The sequence below is a fragment of the Paludibacter propionicigenes WB4 genome (genome assembly GCF_000183135.1).
GTDB lineage: Bacteria > Bacteroidota > Bacteroidia > Bacteroidales > Paludibacteraceae > Paludibacter > Paludibacter propionicigenes.
In genome coordinates this window covers 2,355,497-2,381,545 of sequence record NC_014734.1, presented here as the reverse complement: position 1 = coordinate 2,381,545, position 26,049 = coordinate 2,355,497, and the positions used below count along the sequence as shown (strand labels likewise).

Annotated in this window: 19 protein-coding genes and 1 tRNA gene; 12 read left to right on the top strand and 8 right to left on the bottom strand. The window is 34.6% G+C overall.

Annotated features, from left to right (window positions below):
- Positions 1-25: 25 nt before the first annotated feature.
- The 4 genes from PALPR_RS15425 to PALPR_RS09845 all read right to left on the bottom strand — a co-directional run bounded on the left by PALPR_RS15425 (position 26) and on the right by PALPR_RS09845 (position 5,691).
- Positions 26-853, bottom strand: coding sequence for a response regulator (locus PALPR_RS15425; RefSeq protein ID WP_013445472.1), 828 nt, complete (start codon positions 851-853; stop codon positions 26-28).
- A gap of 91 nt (positions 854-944) precedes the next feature.
- On the bottom strand, positions 945-2,336 hold the full coding sequence (locus tag PALPR_RS09855; protein ID WP_148226459.1) for a sensor histidine kinase: 1,392 nt from the start codon (positions 2,334-2,336) through the stop codon (positions 945-947).
- Between the two features lie 754 nt (positions 2,337-3,090).
- Positions 3,091-4,353, bottom strand: coding sequence for a sensor histidine kinase (locus tag PALPR_RS15420; protein ID WP_171805035.1), 1,263 nt, complete (start codon positions 4,351-4,353; stop codon positions 3,091-3,093).
- Positions 4,354-5,463: 1,110 nt separating this feature from the next.
- The gene (locus tag PALPR_RS09845) at positions 5,464-5,691 is read right to left on the bottom strand and encodes a hypothetical protein (protein WP_041620367.1); all 228 of its coding nucleotides are present in this window, start codon (positions 5,689-5,691) and stop codon (positions 5,464-5,466) included.
- 363 nt (positions 5,692-6,054) lie between these two features.
- On the opposite strand from PALPR_RS09845, the gene PALPR_RS09840 reads away from it, so the two are divergent.
- The 10 genes from PALPR_RS09840 to PALPR_RS09795 all read left to right on the top strand — a co-directional run bounded on the left by PALPR_RS09840 (position 6,055) and on the right by PALPR_RS09795 (position 20,338).
- A complete protein-coding gene (locus tag PALPR_RS09840) occupies positions 6,055-6,378 on the top strand; it encodes a helix-turn-helix domain-containing protein (RefSeq protein ID WP_013445469.1) in 324 nt (107 codons plus the stop codon).
- A 41-nt stretch (positions 6,379-6,419) separates the two neighbouring features.
- Positions 6,420-7,631, top strand: a complete 1,212-nt coding sequence (locus tag PALPR_RS09835; RefSeq protein WP_013445468.1) for a hypothetical protein — start codon at positions 6,420-6,422, stop codon at positions 7,629-7,631.
- 868 nt (positions 7,632-8,499) lie between these two features.
- Entirely contained in the window at positions 8,500-11,505 is a 3,006-nt protein-coding gene (locus PALPR_RS09830; protein WP_013445467.1) for a type I restriction endonuclease subunit R, read from the top strand.
- A complete protein-coding gene (locus PALPR_RS09825) occupies positions 11,498-12,799 on the top strand; it encodes a restriction endonuclease subunit S (protein WP_013445466.1) in 1,302 nt (433 codons plus the stop codon). The genes PALPR_RS09830 and PALPR_RS09825 overlap by 8 nt, the downstream gene beginning before the upstream one ends.
- 3 nt (positions 12,800-12,802) lie before the next feature.
- Positions 12,803-13,909, top strand: a complete 1,107-nt coding sequence (locus tag PALPR_RS09820) for an AAA family ATPase (RefSeq protein WP_013445465.1) — start codon at positions 12,803-12,805, stop codon at positions 13,907-13,909.
- A 20-nt stretch (positions 13,910-13,929) separates the two neighbouring features.
- Positions 13,930-15,570, top strand: coding sequence for a type I restriction-modification system subunit M (locus PALPR_RS09815; protein ID WP_013445464.1), 1,641 nt, complete (start codon positions 13,930-13,932; stop codon positions 15,568-15,570).
- Positions 15,571-15,582: 12 nt separating this feature from the next.
- Positions 15,583-17,130 (top strand): hypothetical protein, encoded by a 1,548-nt coding sequence (locus PALPR_RS09810; protein WP_013445463.1) that lies wholly within the window; start codon positions 15,583-15,585, stop codon positions 17,128-17,130.
- 46 nt (positions 17,131-17,176) lie between these two features.
- Positions 17,177-17,824, top strand: a complete 648-nt coding sequence (locus PALPR_RS09805) for a GIY-YIG nuclease family protein (RefSeq protein ID WP_013445462.1) — start codon at positions 17,177-17,179, stop codon at positions 17,822-17,824.
- A 76-nt stretch (positions 17,825-17,900) separates the two neighbouring features.
- Positions 17,901-18,905 carry a virulence RhuM family protein gene (locus tag PALPR_RS09800; RefSeq protein WP_013445461.1) on the top strand — a complete coding sequence of 335 codons (1,005 nt, stop codon included), beginning with the start codon at positions 17,901-17,903 and terminating at the stop codon, positions 18,903-18,905.
- A gap of 320 nt (positions 18,906-19,225) precedes the next feature.
- On the top strand, positions 19,226-20,338 hold the full coding sequence (locus PALPR_RS09795; RefSeq protein ID WP_013445460.1) for a hypothetical protein: 1,113 nt from the start codon (positions 19,226-19,228) through the stop codon (positions 20,336-20,338).
- A gap of 998 nt (positions 20,339-21,336) precedes the next feature.
- On the opposite strand, the gene PALPR_RS09780 is transcribed toward PALPR_RS09795, so the two are convergent.
- A tRNA-Arg gene (locus PALPR_RS09780) sits at positions 21,337-21,408 on the bottom strand.
- Between the two features lie 279 nt (positions 21,409-21,687).
- On the opposite strand from PALPR_RS09780, the gene PALPR_RS09775 reads away from it, so the two are divergent.
- Both PALPR_RS09775 and PALPR_RS09770 read left to right on the top strand, forming a co-directional pair.
- A complete protein-coding gene (locus PALPR_RS09775; RefSeq protein ID WP_171805034.1) occupies positions 21,688-22,386 on the top strand; it encodes a polysaccharide deacetylase family protein in 699 nt (232 codons plus the stop codon).
- 55 nt (positions 22,387-22,441) lie between these two features.
- Positions 22,442-23,074, top strand: coding sequence for a ribonuclease H1 domain-containing protein (locus PALPR_RS09770; protein WP_013445457.1), 633 nt, complete (start codon positions 22,442-22,444; stop codon positions 23,072-23,074).
- 2 nt (positions 23,075-23,076) lie between these two features.
- Here the strand turns inward: PALPR_RS09770 and PALPR_RS09765 are convergent, their stop codons facing one another.
- The 3 genes from PALPR_RS09765 to PALPR_RS09755 are packed head-to-tail and all read right to left on the bottom strand — an operon-like array spanning position 23,077 to position 26,045.
- Positions 23,077-24,336, bottom strand: a complete 1,260-nt coding sequence (locus tag PALPR_RS09765) for an O-antigen ligase family protein (RefSeq protein WP_013445456.1) — start codon at positions 24,334-24,336, stop codon at positions 23,077-23,079.
- Between the two features lie 60 nt (positions 24,337-24,396).
- A complete protein-coding gene (locus PALPR_RS09760) occupies positions 24,397-25,149 on the bottom strand; it encodes a glycosyltransferase family 2 protein (RefSeq protein ID WP_013445455.1) in 753 nt (250 codons plus the stop codon).
- Positions 25,150-25,166: 17 nt separating this feature from the next.
- Positions 25,167-26,045 (bottom strand): glycosyltransferase, encoded by an 879-nt coding sequence (locus tag PALPR_RS09755; protein ID WP_013445454.1) that lies wholly within the window; start codon positions 26,043-26,045, stop codon positions 25,167-25,169.
- Between the last annotated feature and the right edge of the window lie 4 nt (positions 26,046-26,049).

The following is a 26,049-nucleotide window of genomic DNA, read 5'->3' as shown; positions in this document are numbered from 1 at the left end:
ATTGACTATGGAGGGAGCTTGTATATTAAAAGCCCATTAAATATGTTGTCAAATTTGTATCTGGATCCAGATTCAATTTTCTCCTGAGTCGAGTACGAGAAACCCTGATACTATCTGGTGCTTGATGAAGAATGGCTGAAATCTCTTTTGTTTTCAAATTCAACCGCAAGAACGTTGCCAGTTTCATTTCGGCAGGTGAAATATTAGGATGCGCTTTAAGTAGATTTTTATCGAAATCCTCATGAATATTCAAAAAGTGTTCGCCAAATTGTTTCATAGCGGAATTTACAACTTTAGCATTAAAGCTATGTTTTATATCATTAATAATATCGCAATTAGATATTTGTTTAGAGTTAGATTCTTGAATTTTAGCCGCAGTCTCTACCAAAAATCTATTCGCTTCAGACAATTGAATAGCATAAGAGGTCAAACTTGCTTCCCTTTTTATAATCTCAGTCTTGTAAAATCTTGAAACTTCAAGCATAGATTTAACGCGTGCTTTTAGTTCAAGCATATTAAACGGCTTCCGAATAAAGTCAACAACTCCATATTGATAGGCCAATAACAAATCCTCGGTTTCTATTTTGGATCCTGTAAGCATCGCCACAGGAATAGTTTTCAATACCTCATCCCTTTTTAGATGTTGTAAAGTTTCCAGCCCATCCATCACGGGCATGCACCAGTCTAATAATATAAAATCAGGTTTAACTTCTGGTATCATATTAATTGCATCTAAACCATTGGAAGCAGCTATCACTTCATAATCATCTTCTAAAGCAAACTTTACGATCTGAATATTACAATTATCATCCTCTACAACTAGGATCCGTCCACTTTTAATCACATTTTCCATAGTATATTTTTTTGTGCAGTTTTATTTTAGGTTAAATTAGTATTTTAAATTGTTTCTAGTCAGGTTATAATTACTGAGGTTTTATAAAATCTTAGCTGGACAACAATGGCAATGTAAATGCAAAATAATTATCTGCATCGGCTGTACTTTTTGTCATTATTTCACCTCCATTTAATTCAATAAACTCTTTGCATATTAGCAATCCAAATCCCGAGACTTTATTGGAATTGAAACCAACAGAAGAATCCCTTTCTTTCATTTCAAATAGTTTGTCCAATTCCTCTGCATCGGCTCCAATATCCTTGTTCGATATGATAATTCCAATTTTATCAGTCTTACAACCAATCGTTGTTCGGACGACCCCATTTGATGCTGTAGATTGAATGATGTTAGCATACAAATTTTCAATAACAATTCTAATCGTGTCAGTATCGAAACAGGCTTTGATTTCAGTGTATTCTGGAGCTAATATTTGAATGTTTTTATGAACAGCCAGATGTTGTACATGAGTAATTGCTGTATCAATCACTTCCCTTATATTTTGTTTGTTAAAATATATCCTGTTTTGTTTGAGTTGGCATTCGCACCAACTCAGCAAACTTTCTACTAAAAAACGAGAATCAAGACTTATATTTTCCATATCATAAATCCAGGATTTTATCTGGTTGCTATTCCAGATATTATACGACTGTTTCAATACCCCAACATGGTTTTCATAGGTTTCAAATGGATTTCGCAAGTCGTTTGCAATGACAGCATATAGTCTGTTTTTAAACTCAATCTCTTCAGTCAGATTATCGTTCAATGAACTCATAACAACTAAAATCAAATCATACGTAAGTAAGGCTACGCATATTGTTGTCAAAAGAATTAAAACTGTTATAATACTATTATTTTCAAAAGAATTAATTGGTTTTGTAATGACATAGAAAATAGCTCTGATTAAATTCAATAATGCGCATGAGGCTAAGCTGTAGAAAATGAATTTCCAACTAGACGGTAACTGAACAAATTTTTGTTGTTTTTTACTAAATTCTTGAGCAGCAATACCATACAATACAAACAACAAAAAAGCGTTAATAAATAAAGATATCCAACCGCAATGAAAAATCAAGGAAAAGACAATATTATTAACTACGACAAACAAAGGAAAGCCTAGGAGTATTGATTTCTTAGTTGGATTTCCGATAAACTTTTGAAGTCCGGTAAAAAAGAGACACTCACCCAGCATTATACACAGATTCTGTAGTAAAGAATACGCAAAACTGAGCGTGGCAGATACAGAATAGGGGGAAAATACATAAATAAAAAAACCTAATCCAGTGATTAAGCTTCCATAGGCCCAAAGCTTTATTCCCTTTATATGGGGCACTCTAGAACTTAGCAAATACAATAAGAAACCCAACAATAATTTTATTGTTGCAAAAACAAGTAATAATGTATGTGTATCGGGTATGGTCATAAATGTATGAAAAATTTTCAACGTGATTTTTAGATATCACAATGTCTAGACAATAAATAAATTCATTCCATCTTAATCACAATTTAGTTGATAAACTTCAATTGAAAGTATTCAACATTAGTTATTTCAAGTAGAGATGTTATGATGTTTAAATACTCAATAAAATACTACGAGTAAAGTAATAATTGCTACATACTCACTGTGATTCAATCTAGATATTTCATATAATTAAAGTCAGTAATAGCAAAGTTATGTACAAATACTACTTTTTCAAACAAGATAAGGAAGCAAAAAGGAAGCACAATTATGAAATAATCATAAATTGTAGCAATATAATTGACAATATTGAGCTCAGCTCAAATCTATACAATTAAGTCTAATCTTATTCGGTTATTTTTGAGCATTAATATAATGTCAAATAACAGTGAAGGATGATGAGTGAAATAATATATTCCAATAACTATATTTTAAATATGTAGTATTTAATACTACATAAATATTCTCCGTTTGACATGGCAAAATAACTACAAAAAACAAGGAAAAAAATGATCGATCAGAGTTACATATTGTTGATTTGTTATTTGAAAAGCAGGAGCTGAATTATGAGAATAAGCTATTATAATAGAGGTGCCTTACATGAACTACCACTTCAATAGCTACTTTTCTTGTAGTGACTAGAACAACAAATGGGCTTCATACGTCTTATTTCTTAAAAAAACAAGACGTATTTGTTTCGTGAAATATTGCGCTGTCTTGTAGTAGATATATTGAATACTCAAGGTGATATTGGCAACGTAAACGCAAAACAACTTCCAACATTCATGGTGCTATTCACTATTATTTTCCCGTTGTTTAATTCCACAAATTCTTTGCACAATGGCAACCCAAATCCAGAACCTTTTTCACCATTTGTCCCATAAGAAGAAAAATTGGCTTTAGAATCAAAAATCAAAGTCAATTTGGACTTTTCAATACCTATACCATCATCATTTACAGCAACTTCTATTTTGTCCGACAAAGCGATGGCAGAAATTGTTATTGTTCCATTTGCCGACGTAAACTTAATAGCATTCGTACATAAATTACGTATAACAAGCGTTATCATATCGGCGTCAAAGTAAGCCTTGGTTTCAGGCTTGATTTGGATTAGTAGTCTGATTTTTTTATTATCTATCATAGGTTTCAGTGAAACAACGACATTATTTATAATTTGATTTAAGTTATTGATGCGTGGTTGTACAATGATTTCGTTGAGCTGACTCTTACTCCAATTGAGCAAATTCTCAAGCAAAATTCGGGAGTTGGATGTCATTTTGTCCATGTCATCAATCCAACCCTTAACCTTAATATCATCCCATTCGTCATGCGATTGTTTAAAAATACTTACATAGTTGCTTAAATTACCTAATGGATTCCTTATATCGTGAGCAATAACAGCGTAAAGTTTATTCTTAGCCTTCAATTGTTCGTTTATTTCATCATTTAGATATGTCATTATTATCAGAATTAAGTTATAAGCTAGTACCTCAATACAAATCCCGAGTATAAAATGTAAATAGATTGCAATAGTAGAATTTCCCAATGGGTTAACTGGTCTAAAAAATACTCCGGTAACAAATCTTAGCAATTGAGAAGTTGCATAGAAGAAATAGAGAAACGAACTCCATTTAAATAGTGAGTTTAACGATTTTCTCGGATTGCTCAATAATTCAAGCGCATTGATAAAACATAGCACAAACATCAGACAGGCATTAATGGATAATCGAATCCAAAGAACCGGAAAGAAAAACGAAAATACGATGCTATTAATGGTGGTAGCCAAAAGGAAGCCCCAGAGCACAGGTTTGTTAATCCTTTTATTTTTAAAAGACCACAAACCAGCTAAAAAAAAGCATTCACCGCCGATTAATAATACATTAAACAAAAACGAATAAACAAAATCCACAGCCTCAGAAGCAGGGTAAGGATATTCTGAAAAAACGAATGTGCTCAATGCTGACAATAAACAGCTCAATGCCCAATAACCGATTGCTTTCAAAGAAGGAATTTTAAAATTTAGATAAAACAATAGAATGGCAAGTAATAGCTTAGAGATAGTAAGTATTGAAAATGAAGTAGATAAATTGATTGCAAACATGAATTCTAAAATAATTTATTTGGTATAAGTATATGTCATAAATTAGTATATGTTATTGTTTTGTTTTCCCTAGTTTACATGGGTAAAAAAACGACATTCGTAGATTTTACAGGTATTTGATTCTTTGTCTGAGGTGAATATAACTTATCTGTTTTGGTCTCTGATTTTAAATCAAACAATACCATCAAGCATAATAGCTCCCCAAGGAAAATAATCATCTATATAATTGCAGTTGCTTTTTTAGTATAAAATCGGGTAGTTTGTCTATGTATAGTTCAATCCTTATGTATGTCAATTTATGAATTCTATTCAATACAAATTTGAATAGAATTCATAAATTATCTACACCACAAATTTATACATAAAATAGGCAAATCTACATATTAATCTATTTAATGTAGCAAAAAAAAACGATCCGTAGTAAACAATACATCATCAAGTAATTACCAGAATTGGCAGGAAAAGCAGCAAACCTTGTTTATCGATATTCCATTAGAATCTCAGTATCGGTATTAAATTTCCAAAGGCATACTATCCACTATAAAATAGTTTTCAGTATTTATCAGTTTTTCCGTCAACGCTTTGCGGATGCGTTCTTTTACAAAAAATAATTTTCGTCATGGACGATTATAAACACTGCGCCCAATCTTATAACTTATGACTCAGGCAAAGTCCTAAATAAATGATATTCTGAATCAATACATAGTGACTCTGTAGTCAAATCCACTGAGATTAGTTCGATATCACTTAAACGCGGACAACGTTTTTGATTCAGAAAATTACTTTTTGTCTCAGATTACTTTAATATCTCGAGAACTTTATCGTATTTTTTTGTGAAGTTATTCATTGTTATTTAATTGATTACCAATGATTTGACTATGTTTATTTATCCAAAATAAACATTTTTTATTAATGCCCTACGAGTTAATCCTAATCCTTTTATACTTCTCGTCGTTTTAATCTCTTTGGGTAAATTCCCCACAACTTGCTGCTTGAGTTAGCTTTAACTGTTTAAATACGAATATAAACCAACTGGCAACTATCCGTACATTTTTCTAACTTCATTTCTGCAACCGACGACTTTTGTTCTCGACTTACCTGTATTCCTTGTTTGGGGATTAGTGTAAATTGTACCTTACAGTCCAATGCTGATAATTCGCTCTTCAGCTTTTTCAAATTATCTTCTTTTCTCCATGTGGCATTTACTACTTCCTGCAAACTAGGCAAGTCTCTTTCCAAGATTATGCTTTGAGTGTTTATTTTAGCAGTTTTGTACCAAAATTCATCATATAAACGCCACCGTAGGTTGAAATAGGCAACCCGACTTTGGAGGGTTGACAGCCCCCTGCAAGGGCAAGTACTTTTGAGATGCTGAAAGAATTGCCTCACTTAGGACGCTTACAAATGCCGAAAAATCAGCAACAAAACCAAAACTGTTAACCCAGTTTGATAACGTATTTCAAAAGTAAAATGAAGAATTTGAATTAAAATAAGTTAAGCATTACATTCCGTGCTATTCCGTACCATTCCCTTACGGAATCGGAATATAAAAGATTGAATAAGGACAAATTAAGTTTGTGCAAATTCTAAAAACAAAAGAATATGCCAAACAAAATCATTTTACCTCAGCAACAAATTATTTTTAGCGGAATCAGTTTTGAACAGTTGCAAGACAGTATCAGGACAACAGTAAGAAACGAAGTAGAAAAAATCTTTTCAGGTTTAACCCAATCAGAACCACTCCCCGAGTTGATCACTCGTAAAGAAACCGCCCAGATTTACGGCATTTCCTTAGTTACATTAAATGAGTGGACCAAAAATGGTATAATTCCAGCCCAACGTATTGGAACACGTATAAGGTATAAAAGAGCCGATGTATATGCATCGCTAAAAGATGTTGAGACTCTTAAATATCGAAGGGCTTAAGTCATGAAAATTCTTAGTAATGGAATCAATACCCTAAAGGTATGATTGACTATCTTAAAAGCTGGAACGTAAAAACGAATCAGGCTAACAATGTCCACAATTTGAATGGCTTACGTTTTGTTCGAAATACATACAATGGTCATACTTTGAATGGGAGCATCCACAAATTTGCAAACAAAGGACTGCACAATGCAGATGATTATTTTTTGAGTGATTTTAAATCCACCTTGAATAATTTATATTTAAGCATTGGATTGAACCCGGATATTACGATGCTGAACGGATTTGAGTTTGGAGTAAACATAAAGCTACCATTCGACCCTAATATTGTCTTAGAAAGCCTTATATTGCATAAGAGCTGCTCAGGACTTACTGACAAAACTGGACGAAGATTTGAATATCAGAATTACACAATCAAAATATACAATAAATCCTACCAATGTAAAATCGAGCCATACAAATTTGAGAATATTTTAAGGATAGAGATTAAGGTGATTAGGATGGAATACTTGAAAAAACATGTTCATTGCAAAGTGTTGTCAGATTTGTTGAACGTGTTTGTTTGGGAGCAATTTCAAATATTATTAGAAGAAACGATAAAAGATTGTTTGATAATTAATCTATCAAAAGCAGAACAAGATATGCTTTCAGACAAGGAACAAAATAGCTATCTACAATACATTAATCCTTTGTTTTGGACAAAGCTATACAATGGCACTAGAGAGAATCGAAGTAGATATGGTAGAGAAAGGGCGAAATGTAATGCCTTTGTAAAAAACCACAGCAAGTCGACCATTCAAACAGAGATTTTAAACTTACTAGTTGCTAAATGCTGTGAACTGAGAGATGCTTCAAAAGCAGATTGTATTATTAAAACGTGGAACAAATTAACCGTTTTCCCTAATGATTACAAAGATTCGACATGCGACAGATTAACCGTTTTGCGAGAAACTAGCTTAAATGATGAATGCGACGAATTACCCATTAAGATGAATGAGTATTTTGTTGCAGTTGAAGATTCAGGGATGGTTGAAGTAAAACGATGTAAAGTTTGTGGAGAGATTATTCATCACCCAACTAATGGTCAGTTATTTTGTAGTGCTAAGGTAGTTGGATATAAACGCACTCACAAGTGCAGAGATAAGGCCAGCAATGCAAAGAAATCAATCAGACGTATTTTATCTACGCCCTCACTTTTTGAATTATCAGAGTTTATAGCGGAAGATAAACGAAAGTATTTAGATAACATGTAACACTATACTACTTATCAAGTAAGTTGTTTCGCAAGCGATTGAAATCATAAGTGCAAAAGCCCAATCTTCATATAAAAGTAATATGATTTTATTTGGTTGATCGTTTTATATAGCTGTATACTAGCATTATAAAATTAAACATAATCACATACACCATTTCTTTTTTGCATGAAAATCAACGGAAACGATCCTTAAATATTTATATTGCATTGAATTATAGCACTATATAGTTATTCCCTTATATTAAAGAATTTCCTATAATAAGGGATTGTGTTACAATACCTGGCTAAGAATATAAGAGAACTAAACTACCTGAAAAAATCAACCTTACCCGAATCCCACAAATTGTTTTTGATAAGTCAAATTTAAAAGTTTAGAATATTAAGATACAATACAATTATAAAATCAATGGCTCAAATCTTTTAGAATACGTTGCAACTCCAGAAGCAAAAGCCAAAAGGCTTGACATTGTTGATTACATGATTGACCAGCTCAAATCTCTCCTCTCCACATGGAGAAGGACTGGGGTTAGGTCATTCAACCAATTCAAAGCCGTTTCAGCCAAAAACTTCAATCAATGATCCAAGAAAATCCGGCTTTATTACTATTGATTGACAGATTAAAACTCGAAGAAATATAAGTAGAATATCTTTATTTGCTAAAAATAAGGATATGTAAAATAGAATTTGTAATTTTGTAAATCTACAGTATTCTCTGATTGCCAGCCACTTATTTTATTCTTTTAAAATTGGAGAAACATTCGTATATTTGCTAATTATTAAACGATTCTTAGAGTGAATTGCAACTGTCTAAAGGGTATTCTATAAAGCTCTCCAACTAATAAAAAATCTCTGTACTGCTATAGCCAATGACAAAAGAAAACGAAATAGAACTCGGTCTGATTGAGAAACTCAAAGACCTCAAATACACTTACCGCCCTGATATTCGGGACAGGGATGCTCTTGAATTGAATTTCAGACAGAAATTTGAAGCACTTAACCGTGTGCATCTTACTGATGCGGAATTCAAACGTCTGTTAGACGAAATTGTAAGTCCGGATGTATTTGCTTCTTCTAAAAGATTGCGTGCAAGGGAAGTTTTCTTTCGGGAAGATGGAACACCGCTTCATTATACGCTGGTCAATATCAAAGACTGGTGTAAAAACGATTATGAGGTAATTAATCAACTGCGTATCAACACCAATAACAGTCATCAGCGGTACGATGTGATTTTGCTGATAAACGGTTTACCTGTGGTGCAGATAGAGTTAAAGGCTTTGGATATAAGCCCACGACGAGCCATGCAGCAAATTGTGGATTATAAAAACGATGCAGGTAATGGTTACACCAATACGCTGCTTTGTTTTATGCAGTTGTTTATTGTGAGCAACCGTGGTAATACACAGTATTTTGCCAATAACAATAATCAGCATTTTCAGTTTAATGCCGACGAACAATTTCTGCCTGTTTATCAGTTGGCTGATGTAAATAATAAGAAGATTGCTCACCTGCACGATTTCTCTGAAAAGTTTCTTGCAAAGTGTACGCTGGGCGAAATGATTAATAAATACATGGTGCTGGTAGCTAACGAACAAAAGCTGTTGGTTATGCGCCCATACCAGATTTATGCGGTAAAAGCCATTGTGGATTGTATTCACGAAAACCGTGGCAACGGTTATATCTGGCATACTACAGGTAGCGGAAAAACACTGACTTCGTTTAAAGCCTCTACCCTGCTGAAAGATAATCCGGATATTGAAAAATGCTTGTTTGTGGTGGATAGAAAAGATCTTGACCGTCAGACCCGCGAAGAATTTAATAAGTTTCAGGATGGTTGTGTGGAAGCCAATACAAATACCGAAAGTTTAGTGCGCCGTATGCTGTCCGAAGATTATGCCGATAAGGTAATAGTAACCACTATTCAAAAGCTCGGTATTGCTCTTGATCCCGAAAACCGGGCAAATTACAAGGAACGACTTGAACCGCTTCGCGATAGTCGTATGGTGTTTATCTTTGATGAATGTCATCGTTCGCAGTTTGGCGATAATCATAAAGCCATTAAAGAATTCTTTCCCAACTCACAATTGTTCGGTTTTACGGGTACACCTATTTTTGAACAGAACTCTACCCAACTGATACGTGAGGGTGAATATGCTTCGTATAAAACTACAGAAAACATTTTCCAACAGGAATTACACGCTTACACCATTACCCATGCTATTGAGGACAAGAATGTGTTGCGTTTTCATATCGATTACTTTAAACCACAGGGTGAGAATGCACCCAAACCGGGCGAAAGTATAGCCAAACAAGCTATTGTAAACGAGATTTTGAAAAAGCATGAAGGCGCCACCAACCACCGACGGTTTAATGCGCTGTTTGCTACACAATCGATAAACGATGCCATTGATTATTATCAGCGGTTTAAAGCTTTTCAGGCACAAAAACAAGCGGAAGATGCAGACTATGTGCCGATGAATATAGCTTGTGTGTTTTCGCCACCAACACAGGCATTAGCGAACGACACTGAAAATAAAAACGATAAGAATCTGGCTGATATCAAACAGTTACAGGAAGATTTAATCAACGAAAAGGAAGATAACAAGCAAGACCCCGAAGGCAAAAAACAAGCTCTGATGGCTATTATTGCCGATTACAATGCGCAATACGGTACAAATCATACTATCAGCGAGTTCGATTTGTATTATCAGGATGTGCAGCAACGCATCAAAGACCAAAAATACAGCAATAAAGATTATCCGCACCGGAATAAAATTGATATAGTGATTGTAGTGGATATGTTGCTCACAGGTTTCGATTCCAAGTTTCTGAATACGCTTTATGTAGATAAAAACCTGAAATATCACGGACTGATTCAGGCTTTTTCGCGTACCAATCGTATATTAAACGATAGCAAGCCTTATGGTAATATCCTTGATTTCCGTCAGCAACAGGAAGCGGTAGATACAGCTATTGCATTGTTCTCGGGCGAGAAAGATGAAAACAAGGCCAAAGAAATATGGTTGGTGGATCCTGCACCGAAAGTGATAGAGAAATTTGAAGAAGCGGTAGCTGCTTTACAGGACTTTATGCAAAAAAGCGATTTAACCTGTGCTCCGCAGGAAGTGTATAACCTGAAAGGCGATACGGCAAGGATCAACTTTATCAACCGCTTTAAGGAAGTGCAACGACTGAAAACGCAGCTCGACCAATATACCGATTTGCAGCCCGAACAAAAAGAGCTGATAGAGCATATTTTGCCTACCGACCAATTGCTGGAATTCCGAAGCTCGTATCTGGAAACAGCAAAAAAACTGAAAGAAAAACGTGACAAAGAAGGCGACAAAGCCGAACCGGCCATTCAAGAGATCGATTTCGAGTTTGTGCTGTTTGCTTCGGCCATTATCGACTACGATTATATCATGGGCTTGATTTCCAAGTTCACCCAGAATAAGCCTTCGAAACAAAAGATGAGTCGGGAGCAGTTGATTAACCTGCTTAGTTCGAGTGCAAACCTGATGGATGAACGGGATGATATTGCCGCCTATATTAAAACACTGGAAGAAGGCAAAGGACTGTCGGAAAAGGAAATTCGGGATGGTTACCAAATCTTTAAAGCAGAAAAGTTTGCCAAACAAATAAACGAAACCGCGCAAAAACACGGATTAGAAACAGAAGCATTGAAAGCCTTTGTAGAGGGTATTATCTCCCGTATGATATTCGATGGCGAACAACTCAGTGATTTGTTAGCACCATTGGAATTAGGGTGGAAAGACCGCACCAAAAAAGAACTGGCACTCATGGAAGATTTAGTACCTCTGCTTAAAAAATTAGCACAGGGACACGAAATATCAGGATTAAAAGCGTATGAATAAAGATAATAAGATAGTGCCGAAGTTGAGGTTTCCTGAGTTTCAATTTTCTAAAGAGTGGATTTTAGAACCATTTTCAGAAATATATTCTTTTTTGGGAACAAACTCATTTACAAGAGATAATTTAAATTATAGAGACGGAAATATTAAGAATATTCATTATGGAGATATACATACAAAATTCAACTCACATTTTGATATAACAAAAGAAATAGTTCCGTTTGTCAATTTAGATATTACTGTCGAGAAAATTAAGGAGGAATTTTTCTGTAAAGAAGGTGATATAATTTTTGCTGATGCCTCTGAAGACTTGGCAGATGTTGGTAAAAGCATTGAAATTATATACTTAAATAATGAAAAAATATTATCGGGTTTGCATACTTTATTGGCAAGACAAAAAGACTCAAAACTGAGAACTGGTTTTGGAGGACATTTATTTAAATCATCCTCGATTCGTACTCAAATACAAAAAGAATCTCAAGGAGCTAAAGTTTTAGGAATTTCTGCAACAAGATTATCAAACATAAGCGTATACTATCCTGAGAATAAAGATGAGCAACAAAAAATCGCCTCATGTCTTTCCTCTTTGGATGAATTGATAGCCGCCCATACCTATAAATTGGAAGCACTGAAAGACCATAAAAAAGGACTGATGCAGCAGCTATTTCCTGCTGAAGGAGAAACAGTGCCTAAATTACGGTTTAAGGAGTTTGAAGGTGATGGGGAGTGGGTGGAGACGACGTTGAATAAGTTGGGAAATTTGATTGGGGGCTTAACATATAGTCCTAATGATATAAGAAATGAGGGCTTATTGGTCCTAAGGTCTTCTAATATTCAAAATGGTCTAATCGATTTAAATGATTGTGTTTATGTGACTACTGAAGTAAAAGGCGCAAATCTAATTCAGCCAAATGACATCTTGATTTGTGTGAGAAATGGTTCGAAATCATTGATTGGAAAGAATGCAATAATACCTAAAGATATTCCATTTGCTACACATGGGGCTTTTATGACTGTATTTAGAGCATATCAACCAAGTTTTATATTCCAATTATTTCAAACTGATTTATACAGCAATCAAGTTAAAGCGGATTTAGGTGCTACAATTAATTCTATAAATGGGAGTAATTTGCTTAAATATAAGTTTATCGTTCCTCAACCAAACGAGCAACAAAAAATCGCCAACTTTCTCTCTTCCATAGATGATGAAATAGCAGCGCAAGTACAGAAGATAGAAGGGTTAAAGGAGCATAAGAAGGGGTTGATGCAGGGGTTGTTTCCGGTGATAAATGAATAAGTTATGAATAGTACGATTGTTTCACTTGAAAATCTGGACGAGTTAGTTGGTTATCTGCGTTCCACTGGAAAGAAGAATACATTGCTTTATGCCTATAATGGAACGGGTAAAACACGTTTATCCATGGCATTTAAAGATGCAGGAAAGATGGATAGTATTCCTGATACTTTATATTATAATGCTTTTACTGAAGACTTATTTTCGTGGGATAATGATTTGGATAGTGATAGTAAGCGCGTTTTGCTAATCAACAAAGAATCTCGTTTTTTCTCGGGATTAGAAGATTTGGAAATGGAGAGTAGGATTCGCCCTCTTTTGCAACGATATGCAGATTTCAACTTCCTTATTGACTACGATTATAAAGATAAGGAAGAGAAAGAGTATTGGGCTGTAAATTTTATTAGAGAGATAAAAGTTGATGGTTCGCCTCAAAATAAAGAATTTATCAAAATATCCCGCGGAGAAGAAAATATATTTATTTGGTGCTTTTTTCTTGCAATAGCACAATTAGCTATTGACCAACAAGAAGATTATAAATGGGTTAAATATATTTACATTGATGACCCTATTTCATCGTTGGATGATAATAATGCCATTGCAGTTGCCAGTCATTTAGCACAGATGCTTAAAAAGCCTGAAAACAAGGTAAAGGCAGTTATTTCAACTCACCATACACTTTTCTTTAATGTCATGTATAATGAAATGGGCAATGCATTAAAGTTTTTTCTAAGCAAAGGTGTCGTTGAAAATTCATATATGCTAAAGGACACAACAGATACACCATTCTTTCACCATGTCTCACTGCTGAAAGATTTGAAAAAAGCAGCTGATAGTGGCAATTTATATACTTATCATTTCAATATATTGAGAAGTATACTCGAAAAAACGGCAACGTTTCATGGATTTAGTGGCTTTTCTGAATGTATCAAGAAACAGGAAGATGACCCGGAGGGGGTTGTACATACCCGAATAGTCAACATACTCAGTCACGGAAACTACTCGCTTTTTGAGCCCGTAATAATGATAGATGAGAATAAGGAGTATTTCAAAAGGGTTTTGAAAGATTTCATGAACAATTACAAATTTAACCCTAAGTTATTTTCAGAATAAAAATAAAGAATACGTCTAAAATGACCGCATTAGAACAACAACAATTAGGAAAAACCCTTTGGGATATAGCTAACCAATTACGAGGCTCGATGAATGCAGATAATTTCAGAGATTATATGCTTTCATTCCTGTTTATGCGCTATTTATCCGATAATTACGAGGATGTAGCTAAAAAGGAATTGGGTCAGGATTATCCGGAGGTTACTTCTGATATTTTAAAGAAACTGAAAGCCACTTCTGCTCTCGAAATATGGTATAATGAAAATGCTGCCGATATAGAAGAGTTTGAAAAACAAATGCGTCGTAAGGTTCATTATGTTATTCAACCTAAATATCTGTGGAGTAGTATTTATGAAATGGCTCGTACACAAAATGGAGAATTGTTGCATACGCTTAAAAAAGGCTTTGATTATATCGAGAATGAATCTTTTGAAAGTACATTTCAAGGATTGTTCTCTGAAATCAATCTGAATTCTGATAAACTGGGAAAAACATATGAAGAGCGTAATGCTGAACTATGTAATATCATAACCAAAATAGAACAGGGTATTGTCAAGTTTTCAAAAGATACGGATATACTCGGAGATGCTTATGAATTCCTGATTGGTCAGTTTGCTGCTGATTCAGGTAAAAAAGCAGGTGAGTTTTATACCCCGCAACAAATATCTACCATTCTTTCGTCTATTGTTACACTTGATAGTCAAAACCCGGCTGCGGGAAAAAAGAAGAAGTTAGATAAGGTAATGGATTTAGCTTGTGGTTCGGGTTCGCTGTTATTGAATGTGCGCAATCAGTTAGGCAAACATGGTATAGGTAAAATCTACGGTCAGGAAAAGAACATTACTACCTATAACCTTGCCCGTATGAATATGTTGCTGCATGGTGTAAAAGATACGGAGTTTCATATTCATCATGGAGATACCTTACTAAACGACTGGGATATACTAAACGAGATGAATCCCGCTAAGAAAATGGAATTCGATGCAGTAGTGGCTAATCCTCCTTTTAGTCTGCGTTGGGAACCAAGCGAAGCGATGGGCGAGGATTTTCGTTTCAAAAACTACGGGCTTGCCCCCAAGTCAGCGGCCGACTTTGCTTTCTTGTTGCATGGTTTCCATTTCTTAGCCCAAGAAGGTACAATGGCTATTATCTTGCCACACGGTGTTTTATTCCGTGGTGGAGCGGAAGAACGTATCCGTACCAAGTTGCTCAAAGATGGTAATATAGATACGGTCATCGGTTTACCGTCCAACCTGTTCTTCTCTACGGGTATTCCCGTATGTATTCTGGTACTGAAAAAATGTAAGAAGTTTGATGATGTGCTGTTTATCAATGCCAGTGAGTATTTTGAAAAAGGCAAACGTCAAAACCGTCTGCGCGACGGTGAAGAAGGAGAACCCAACGATATACGAAAGATTGTAGAAACTTATCAGTTCCGCACTGAAGAAGAACGCTACTCTCGTAGAGTATCTATGGAAGAAATCGTCAAAAACGATTACAACCTGAATATCTCCCGTTATGTAAGTACAGCGGTTACTGCCAAAGAAATAGATTTAAACGCAGTAAATGAAACGTTGGTGGATTTGGAAGAAAAAATCAGAAAAGCAACCGAAACGCATAATGGATTTTTGAGGGAGTTGGGGTTGAAGGAGTTGCCATAAAAAAATATCTATATGAGTAATATCCTTTCAATACACAATAAAATATTGGACTTTCTACTCAAAAGAAGAGAGAGTAATCCAGAACTATATTTTTTGTCAAGAAAAAATAATAAAAAAGGCAGAAAAGATAAAGGATATTGGTTTTTGGGTAATGATTACTATTTACAAGTTGCTTTCTGGAATGGAAGTGACTGGAAAGAAAAAGTTTATAGTATTGGTTTTTTTGTAACTATAGAAAGAAAGTGTTGGATAGAGTTTTCAGCGCAAGATTCTAAAGACAATGCCAAATTTTTTGAATCAATTGTTAGAGAAATTGGAGGATTTTACAAGCACAAAACAAAAAATAAGTGGTATAAGGAGTATCATGGAAAGAATTATTTAAGTCATTTGAATGAATTTTTGAACATTGATAAACCTATAATTGATAAGTGTATAAATAAATATAATCCTGCTGATATTTACCCTATCTCTGAAAATGAATTCATTCGTTATTCAACAAAGATAATAGATAGCCGGATGCTGCAAAAAGATAGAGGGCAAGTAGATAAGATTGTTCGAATTTGTTGGAATGACAAAAAATGGTGTTTTCCAAGTGGTATTGATGGAAAATCAAAAGACCCAAACTCTTATGAAAGAACTTTTGGATTTGGACACGAAGAATGGTTATTTGACCGTTCAAAGGTTTCAGATGACGGCTTTCATTATGCTTTTGTTCAGCCCTTAAATTTAAAATCAGATAAACATTATAATAAAACTTTCAACTTACACCTATATACCATTGATCCTAATAATGATAAGCTATTAGTAGGTATTATAAGAAACGTAGTTTGTATCTCTAAACAAGATTCCGAAGCAGAGTTCTTGAAATATCAACAGAGAGGTTGGATGGATGATATGAAAAAACAAGTTGAATTTAAAGAGGGAATCTGGAATTCAGAAATAGCTTTATCCCCTGAAATCTTCTTTAATATTAAATTCAAGTTTGATGATGTTGAAGAATTTGAAGAATATATTTATTTAGGATCTGATGATATTAATATATCTACTAACAGATTTAAACTTCTACCTAAAGAAACTGAGTTTAATTATGATCATGAAGCGCAATTAATTATTCCAGATAATCAAGATGACTTTGTTGGAAATAAGAAAAATACAGATACAAGAAACAAAACATACAAAGTAGAATGCTCTTATGATCCATATCATGATATAATGCAAAATGCAATTAATGATTATTTAAATCAATCAAAAGAATATAAGCAAGTATATATTGAACGAAATAGGGTTGATATTAAGGCAATTACTCAAGATGGTATTTGGCATTATTTTGAGATAAAAACAGACAATGCTAAATTAAGCATAAGAAAAGCACTTGGTCAAATTATGGAATACTCCTATTTTCCCAATATTGAGAATGCACAAAAACTGATTGTTGTATCATATGATAAACCTAATGCAGAAGTAATTGCGTATTTAAATATGATTCGTACTAAGTTTAATATCCCTGTGTGGTACAGATACTTTGATGTGCAGAAAAACTATTTATCTCAAGACTACTAATGTGAAAATTAAAAATATAGTAGTTAAATTAGCAAGCTAGAATCCCATGTCCCCAAAAACAATCAACTACGGAATAGTCTATGTTCTTACAAATCCCGCCATGCCAGGATTGGTAAAAATAGGAATGACCAACAAGGAAAATGTAGATGTACGTCTCAAAGAGTTATTCAATACCAGTGTACCTGTGCCTTTTGAGTGTGAATATGCATGTAAAGTTACCGAAACCGCAAAAGTTGAGAAAGCATTACATATCGCTTTTCACCCTTATCGTATTCATAACCAGCGTGAGTTCTTTGAGATAAACCCGGAACAGGCTATAGCCATACTTCAGCTACTGGATAAAAGTAAAGACATAACGAATGAAATTGTAGAAGAAATTAACAACGATTTAACCGAAGTGGATAAAGCAGCCGGAAAGAAAATGAAAATAACCCGTCGTCCACCGCTGAATTACATTGAAATGGGAATACCATTAGGCGCAAGACTAGAATTCAATAGGGATGACGAAACATATATAGTAGAAGTCTGCGATGCTAAGAAAATAAGTTATTGCGGTGTAAAAAAATCCTTAACCGCTATCACCAAAGAGTTATTGGGTATTGAGCATGCTCTTCAACCAACATCCTACTGGACGTATAACGGCAAGAACCTTATGGATATTTATAATGAAACCTATGTGAGTAGTGAGGAATAGGAATTTCCTATTCCCTTAGTTTGCAAAGAAAATAAAGACAGATGGCAAATACCGATAATATTAAAATAAATTCTATATGGAAAATTCTCAAAAAAATGATATAATTTTTTATAGCACTCCAGACGGTAATGTAAAGATAGAAGTACTTTATAATGATGAAACTTTTTGGCTGACTCAAAAACGTATGGCTGAACTATTAGGTGTTGATGTTCCTGCGATAAGTAAGCACCTGAATAATATATTTGAGACAGGAGAATTAAATAAAGACGCAACTGTTTCCAAAATGGAAATAGTTCAACAGGAAGGTGAAAGGCAGGTTGCTAGAAATCTTGACTTTTATAATCTAGATGCAATAATAGCAGTTGGTTATCGTGTAAATTCATTACAGGCAACACAGTTTCGCATTTGGGCTACCAAGACCTTACGTGAGTTTATTATTAAGGGTTTTGTAATGGATGATGAGCGCTTAAAACAAGGGGCGTTATTTGGTAAAGACTATTTTGATGAACTCTTAGAGCGCATTAGGGAAATACGAGCAAGTGAAAGACGTTTCTACCTCAAAATTACTGACATTTATGAACAGTGCAGTATCGATTATAATAAAACAGCCGACATTACGCAGAATTTTTTTAAAACTGTACAGAACAAACTTCATTGGGCTATTACTGGAGAAACAGCTGCGGAATTAATTGCTCACAGGGCTAATGCCTTAAAACCAAACATGGGTTTGCAAACATGGAAAAACTCTCCAAATGGCAAAGTTTTAAAAGGAGATATAAGTGTCGCTAAAAACTATTTGAAAGAGTCAGAAATAAAATCATTAGAGCGAATTGTTTCAATGTATTTAGATTTCGCAGAGAATCAGGCTGCCCGCCAAATCCCTATGAAAATGGAAGATTGGATAAAACGTTTAGATGCATTCCTGCAATTCAATGAATATGATATCCTCAAAGATTCCGGTAAAGTAAAACATGAAATAGCGATTAAACTAGCGACAAAAGAATACGAAAAATTCAGAGTAATCCAGGACAAAAATTTTGTAAGTGATTTTGAAAAGGAAGTAAAGAAACTTTCAAAATAAAATCTTTAAATCTTGCATTGAAAAGCGGTCAGGCAAGCCTGAAAGATAATTCCTGAGAGCTCCGCAGGGTAAATCACTTGTTTGTTAATGTCAGCGGTATAAAAGCTTAATAAATTACCCATGTCACTTCAAACGTGTGTAAAAAATAGCAAAACGTACACATGATAATACTTGGATGACAAATTAAAAGAAATTTAAAAGAGAAATAAGAGAAGAAAGGAAAGTTTTAAGGATGCAAATACATATTACATATTGATAGTAAATGTATTACGACGATAATTATAAGAGAGATTAAAAGAGGAGCCAAAAAACTATTTGTTATGGCAAAAACTACTTTTTCAAGAAAAGAATTCTACGACCTTGTGTGGGCTGAACCTTTATCCGCCATTTCAAGAAAATACAACATTTCCTACACTTGTCTACGTGAAGTTTGCAACGAAATGGCTATTACCATTCCACCCAATGGCTATTGGTCTAAACTGAAATTCGGCAAATCGGTTACAAAAGAGAATTTTTGGGAATCGACCAAAGCCAAACAAGAAATATCCCTATGGTTAAGAACCGATCAAGATACTGAAGAGTATTTTTCAAAAGATACAACCGCACTAAACAAAAACAAAGCTGAAATTTCAAAGAAGCTCAAGTCTAACGATACGAAGAAAACGAGTCCCCAGATTGTTGACCCAATAATTAACATAACCAAAGAATACTACAATCTGAAAGACCATAAAAATTGGGACTATAAAAAAGGCAATACCTTTGCAATAAACGTATCAAAAGCTCTTTTGTCACGTGCTTTGCGTTTAATGGAGCAATTTGTCAATACGATGAATGCTTGTGGACATTCTGTAATAGGAAAGGCTGGCAATAGTTTTGCTGTAATTTACGGTGAAGAGCTTCAACTATCAATAGTTGAAAAATCAAACAGAATTAAGTATCAAGATGGCAATTGGCTTAATTCAAGATTACATTATAATGGAAAACTATGTCTAAAGTATTTTTACATGTACCCCCAAAGAGAATGGACCGACAGCACTATTCTTTTAGAAGATAAACTATTGGACATAATCGCAAAACTCGAAGTAATAGCACACAATAAGAAAGTTGAACGGGAAGAAAGAGAAAAAAGATGGGCTGAACAACGCCGTAAAGAGGAACTAACAAAGCAGCTTGTAGCGATAAAAGAAAAAGAATTGTCAGATTTCAAATCAACACTACGACTGGCAAGTCGTTATCAGAAAGCCCTAGAGTTAAGAAATTATATAACTGCGTTTGAAGATAATGCAATAAAAAATAATTCGCTAACAGAAGAACTACAAAAATGGATTGAATGGGCGCGTAAAAAAGCAGATTGGTACGATCCATTTATTGAAGCCTACGACTTAGCTTTAGATGGTGCAAATAGAGATACGCTCACATGGCAAAGTAAATGATAGTTATCGCCATTCAAAACGTCATATCTGTTCAATACTTGTAGCTGTTCATTGCCAATGAACAAGTTCTTCCAAATGAACATAGAAAGCAGTCAGGCGTTGCCTGTAAGATAATTACGGGCAGCTCCGCAGGGCAATGTCCCCAGCCGCCAAAAATCCCCGCCCTTTCTCTCCAGCTCACTGAGCTTGTCGAAGTGCAGGGCTTGCACAGTCTTTTTGCAGGCTTCCGCACAATTTTTCAATGCTATTCATAGAGAAAAAATACACTCGTATATGAATAAGTAGAAAATCATTTATTATAATGGAATTAACTGCGGAACGAAGTATAGAAGTCAGAGAGAAAAGACATTTATATCATTTATGGAAGTGTAGTTTCCCACAAGAGCAAAGAATGTGCAAAACAGGTGGGATTGTTCAACTTTCAATTAATAATGCCCTGAAGGGGTTGCAAAAGCTCCAGCAGAAGCTGGAACATTACGTCTGTTGGATTTAAAGAAATCTTATACAGTTCATGTAGCTATGATTGATACTATAAATTCAATGAATAAGTCCAACTCGTTGAAAAGTAAGACAAAGATTGATCAAATAAAATATTTAAATGAAATGATAAATTCTCAGAAGGTAAGTTTTCATATATCAGAACCAGGAGTGCACTTTGCTTTAAAAATTAGACCTGAGGTTTTAGAAGAATATCTTAAAAGAGAAACTAAGGAACTAAATGTGGAGCAGAAATTTACACTGATAACTAAAATATCTGGGGGATTGAACGAGAAGAGACATTAAATTATTTGATAGAGAATCGTTATTTAATATCATCTATTGGAGCTAAGTAAAAAATCAGTTGACTTTAGAATGCACCTTTGGGAAATTGATTTTTTTTAATGACAATTTCATTAATTTTTGAAATAGAAGAAAAAAATCAAATCTATTCTTGCCATTATTCTTACTAAAGTGGGGAATAAATATATTTATACACCTGATAATCAGTATAAATAAAGTAGTCCCGCCGGGAATCGAACCCGGATCTAGTGTTTAGGAAACACTTGTTCTATCCATTGAACTACAGGACCCTTTTTTAGGGTGGCGCAAAATTACATTTTTTTGCCGATATATAAAACTATGCGAAGTTTTTTCAATTCAAAAGTTGGTTTCTTGCATATAAATAAATTTTTTTATTACATTTGTCTTCGCTCTTTGGAGTACTTGTAAAATTTTTCGGTAAAGTTATATGATTAATCAATAGTAGTTTGGCTATGACTGTGAATGCGTTCTTTCTTTTATTTGCTATAATAGTGGGTGTTTTTCTAACCAATATTTTAATCAGATCAAAATCTGGCCTAAGGGTATTGATGTATCACAAGATTAGTCTAAATACAAACGACAATCTGACAATAAGTGAGGATGTGCTTGAAAAACAGCTATTATATCTGAAAGAAAAGAATTATCATCCGATAACCGTACAGCAACTGATAGAACATCAATATCAAAAAGCCAAACTTCCAAAAAAGCCAATTCTTCTGACATTCGACGATGGATATGAAAATAACTATACTTATTTATATCCCTTGCTGAAGAAACATGCATTAAAAGCCACAATCTTCTTACCGGTAGGATTCATTGGCAAATCAAACGAATGGGACGAAGGTGATGAAGCAATCATGAGCTTTGATAGGTTGAAGCAAATAGATTCTTCATTTATTGAATTTGGGCTACATTCATTAATTCATAGAAGCTATAAAGAATTTACTACAGAAGAATTGATTGATGATATTAGTCAATGTAGATCCATACTCACGGAAAACTCTATTCCTTACGTTCCTGCTGTTACCTATCCGTATGGCGCTTATCCCCGCGAGCAAAAGATATATGAAAAATTCAAGGAAACGCTCATAAATAATGAAATTCAGTTAGGTTTCCGAATTGGTAACAGAATCAATAAACTTCCACTGGCAGACCCTTTCTGCATTGAGCGAATCGACATTAAAGGAACAGATTCCTTTTTCAGGTTTAAACTTAAGATTTTATTAGGTCGAATCAAGAAACTTTGAAAAAACAGAGAGCGTAATTGTATGCTTGAGAAACTTCCACTATATAACTGTTCACATGAGTAAGAATAAATTCTTTGTAGTCTGGGAAGGCAAAGAACCTGGCATATATCGTTCGTGGGAAGAATGTAAACGACAGATTCATGGCTATGGGGGCGCTTTATACAAAGGGTTCGCCACGGAAGCCGAAGCCCGTGAGGCGATGTCTTCTCCTTGTTGGGATTATATTGGGAAAAATGCCAAAGAAAAAAAACCTACAAAAGAGGAAATTGCTAAAGTTGGAACTCCTGTTTTCGAAAGTCTTTCGGTAGATGCAGCTTGTAGTGGCAATCCGGGTGCAATGGAATACCGGGGTGTATATACCAAAACGGGAGAAGAAATTTTCCGTCAGGGACCATTTGCGGAAGGAACGAATAATGTTGGAGAGTTTCTGGCACTGGTTCACGGGCTGGCTTTTTTGAAACAAAAGAATAGTCCTCTGCCCATCTATACCGACAGTAAAACAGCTTTGGCGTGGGTGAAAGGCAAAAAGGCCAAAACCAAACTTGAAAAGAGTGGTGTAAACGCTACTCTTTTTGAATTAGTGTCGCGAGCAGAAGCATGGCTGCAACAAAATCAATACTCGACTGAAATACTGAAATGGGAAACTTCTGTTTGGGGTGAAATACCTGCGGACTTTGGACGAAAATAAAATTACTCACTTAGTATTTCATCATTCTGTTTTTGAGCAAGTATCAGCAAGGATATAAAGAACACGAAAATTGATAGTGCATTTATAATGATAAATGTGTCTTCGAACATGCTGTAAACAATAAATACAGATGAAAACGCAAACGATAAGAAATATATTTTCCTCCTGAAATAGATGGGTAACAATATCAACGCGAATATAACAGCTGCCCACACACCACTTTCCATAGCAAACTGTAAAAACTGATTGTGCGTATTGTGTTTTGCCTGAAGATCCAGTTTTAGCCCTTTTTCCTCATACTTTTTGAATAGTGCGGGTTTCACTCCTGAATAACCAACCCCCAACCACGGATGTCCATTAATAATTTCTACTGATGATTTCCATATTTGTATGCGGGGATCAATTGTCGATATATCGTTTTCATACTTCACGCCTTTGTCTATTAACCGCGTGGTTTTTAAAGTAGACAGGCAGGCTATGAGTAGACCAACAATCAAAAATGATATGAAGATTATTTTCTTTTTTCTGAAGGTATAAACAGCGCCAGCCAATAGTACGAATATGAAGGACATTATTCCCGATCTCGATCCTGAAACATAGATAACCAGTGCAAAAATGGCAAAACTTAGTATTGCCAGGCAAACATTTTTTAAGGAGAACTTTTGTTCGGTTTTGATTAAGTATATCAGTGCAGCAAACGAAAGACTGATATTTGTACCAACAGCTGCCCGGTGTTTAAAATAGGGAGAGATAAATAGCTGGAATATTTTGATGTCTTCAATAAGGTTGTGCTTGTTTGTGCCTAAAGGAATACCTTCAACATCGCCAATCAATAAATTAAAACGGTATAAATAGAAGTAGCAAACAACTAGAAAACAGGAAGTAAAGCATCCTACAACGTAAACAAGCAAAATTTGCTTCAGATTGAAATGTCTATTGACATGAAAAATCAAAAGGATAGGCAGGAATATGAGTGATAGCTGTGTGTCAAGTAGTTTAGCCAGCAAAGCAGAAAAATCATTGTGTATTAGTGAGACAATAATTCTACCCAAAATCAGTACACTTATCAGGTATAATGGCAGATAATAAGTTCTTTTGAAATTAGGTTTTTCCTTGTAGTCGATTGAAAAAAGGCAAGATATAAGCCAAATTGCAAGAGAATATCTTACAACTGTTTGCGGAAAGTTTAAACTAAATGCAAGCAGTAGAAAAGCGTAATAGTTTACTTTTTCTAAGCCGGATTTTAGCTCTAATCTTGTCATTTATAGAAATTATAAGGTTGAGAAGTCAAGTGTGAGTAAGAATATAAACGTGAAGTTTAGCTATTTCTTTCTTATCGCGTTTCTTGCCCAGGAATATTTATAAAAAGATGATTTAGCAAGTGTTTTGCTAATTATAAACCCATAGTAGCCATCCAGAATGCCTAATTTGATAACATACGTTTTAAAGAATCGGAAAGCTCCTTTTATGTATGGAGTAATCCATAGTATGTTTTTTCCCTTTTTAGCCAGTATATCGGCGTTCATACGAGCGTATTTTTTTTCCTTTTCCTGATGTTCTGTGATGGAAGAGCATGTAAAATGCAATAAATCTCCTTTAAGATGCATTACCGCTTTGTTGTCATTCACGGCTATTGATTCGTGTACTTCCTTTTGAGTCCAGTTTGTTACGCTGCGGTTGAATAATCTAACATGTTTATCCGGGTACCAGCCGCAGTGTCTGATGGCTTTGCCGCAATAATGGTTTCTGATATTGAATGAATAACAAGGTTTTGACCACTTGTTTTTTTCATTTAGAATGGAAGTTTTTAGTTCTGGAGAAAGTGCCTCATCGGCATCAAGCGAAAGTACGTAGTCGAACTTAGCATGTTCAGTTGCAAATCTTTTTTGGTTACTATACCCATCAAACCGCCGTTGAATAAATCTGGCACTATATTGTTGGCAAATTTCTTCGGTCTTATCAGTAGAGAACGAATCTACTACCAGAATATCATCGGCAATTCCGGTTAATGATTCCAGACATCTACCAATGTTTCTTTCTTCATTATATGTTATGATTATGACTGATAAAGGCATAGTAATCGTTTTAATTTTTAAAAAACCGCTTTTAGTCTTTTAATAAGTTGCTTTAATTTTTCGGTAGTTGTCAGATGAATTTCCGGAAGTTCATTTACAACTGATTGTCCACGCAGTAAATATTTAGTTTGAAATGTTTTAGCCGATATATTCCATTTCAACACAAATGTTTTTTGACCTTTGTTCTTACGTATTCGACCGGTTGATTTACAAGCGAAGTGATAAACCAGACTGGTTCCTTTACCTTTAAAAATGCGGATTCCGGCCTCCCATAATTTTCTGGATAAATCGGGATCCGAATACATTCCCGGACTATATTCAATACTCATACCTCCAACTAAATCCCAATTATCTATATGAACAATATTGGGTGGCCAGGTACTCCCATTCCAATCGTCCCGGTATAGTTTCTCCTGATCTGCAAGCAAATCAGCCTCACGGAACGATTTGATATCATTACCATAATTCCGAATTACTGAACATGGATTTTCACCTGTCGGCTCAATCATTGTCGCGGAGAGCATGAAATTTTTATGTCCGATTTTTTCTATTTCATCAGCTAATATCTTATCCCAATTGGGTAGAAAATACATATCATCATTTGCATAAAGGACATAATCCGTCTTAATCAAACCCCTGCAAATATTCAATGCATAACAAATCCCGATATTCTCTTTAGCATGAACATAATCAAGTATTTGATTATTTTTAACCCATTCTAAAGTTCCATCATTCCCGTCGTTTACAACAACAATTATTTGGTGATCGAAAACAGAATTTTTAAGAATACTATTTATGCAGACCTGTAAGTAGTCTAAGTTATTCCAGCTTGGAATCAAGATGGAAAATTTAGATTTCGAACAATCTTTTCGGGCTACTTTTATTAATTCAAACATATGT

Coding starts and splice junctions, on each gene's coding strand:
- PALPR_RS15425 (WP_013445472.1), bottom strand. CDS start 853: ATGGAAAATGTGATTAAAAGTGGACGGATCCTAGTTGTAGAGGATGAT.
- PALPR_RS09840 (WP_013445469.1), top strand. CDS start 6,055: ATGCCAAACAAAATCATTTTACCTCAGCAACAAATTATTTTTAGCGGA.
- PALPR_RS09835 (WP_013445468.1), top strand. CDS start 6,420: ATGATTGACTATCTTAAAAGCTGGAACGTAAAAACGAATCAGGCTAAC.
- PALPR_RS09830 (WP_013445467.1), top strand. CDS start 8,500: ATGACAAAAGAAAACGAAATAGAACTCGGTCTGATTGAGAAACTCAAA.
- PALPR_RS09825 (WP_013445466.1), top strand. CDS start 11,498: ATGAATAAAGATAATAAGATAGTGCCGAAGTTGAGGTTTCCTGAGTTT.
- PALPR_RS09820 (WP_013445465.1), top strand. CDS start 12,803: ATGAATAGTACGATTGTTTCACTTGAAAATCTGGACGAGTTAGTTGGT.
- PALPR_RS09815 (WP_013445464.1), top strand. CDS start 13,930: ATGACCGCATTAGAACAACAACAATTAGGAAAAACCCTTTGGGATATA.
- PALPR_RS09810 (WP_013445463.1), top strand. CDS start 15,583: ATGAGTAATATCCTTTCAATACACAATAAAATATTGGACTTTCTACTC.
- PALPR_RS09805 (WP_013445462.1), top strand. CDS start 17,177: ATGTCCCCAAAAACAATCAACTACGGAATAGTCTATGTTCTTACAAAT.
- PALPR_RS09800 (WP_013445461.1), top strand. CDS start 17,901: ATGGAAAATTCTCAAAAAAATGATATAATTTTTTATAGCACTCCAGAC.
- PALPR_RS09795 (WP_013445460.1), top strand. CDS start 19,226: ATGGCAAAAACTACTTTTTCAAGAAAAGAATTCTACGACCTTGTGTGG.
- PALPR_RS09775 (WP_171805034.1), top strand. CDS start 21,688: ATGTATCACAAGATTAGTCTAAATACAAACGACAATCTGACAATAAGT.
- PALPR_RS09770 (WP_013445457.1), top strand. CDS start 22,442: ATGAGTAAGAATAAATTCTTTGTAGTCTGGGAAGGCAAAGAACCTGGC.
- PALPR_RS09765 (WP_013445456.1), bottom strand. CDS start 24,336: ATGACAAGATTAGAGCTAAAATCCGGCTTAGAAAAAGTAAACTATTAC.
- PALPR_RS09760 (WP_013445455.1), bottom strand. CDS start 25,149: ATGCCTTTATCAGTCATAATCATAACATATAATGAAGAAAGAAACATT.
- PALPR_RS09755 (WP_013445454.1), bottom strand. CDS start 26,045: ATGTTTGAATTAATAAAAGTAGCCCGAAAAGATTGTTCGAAATCTAAA.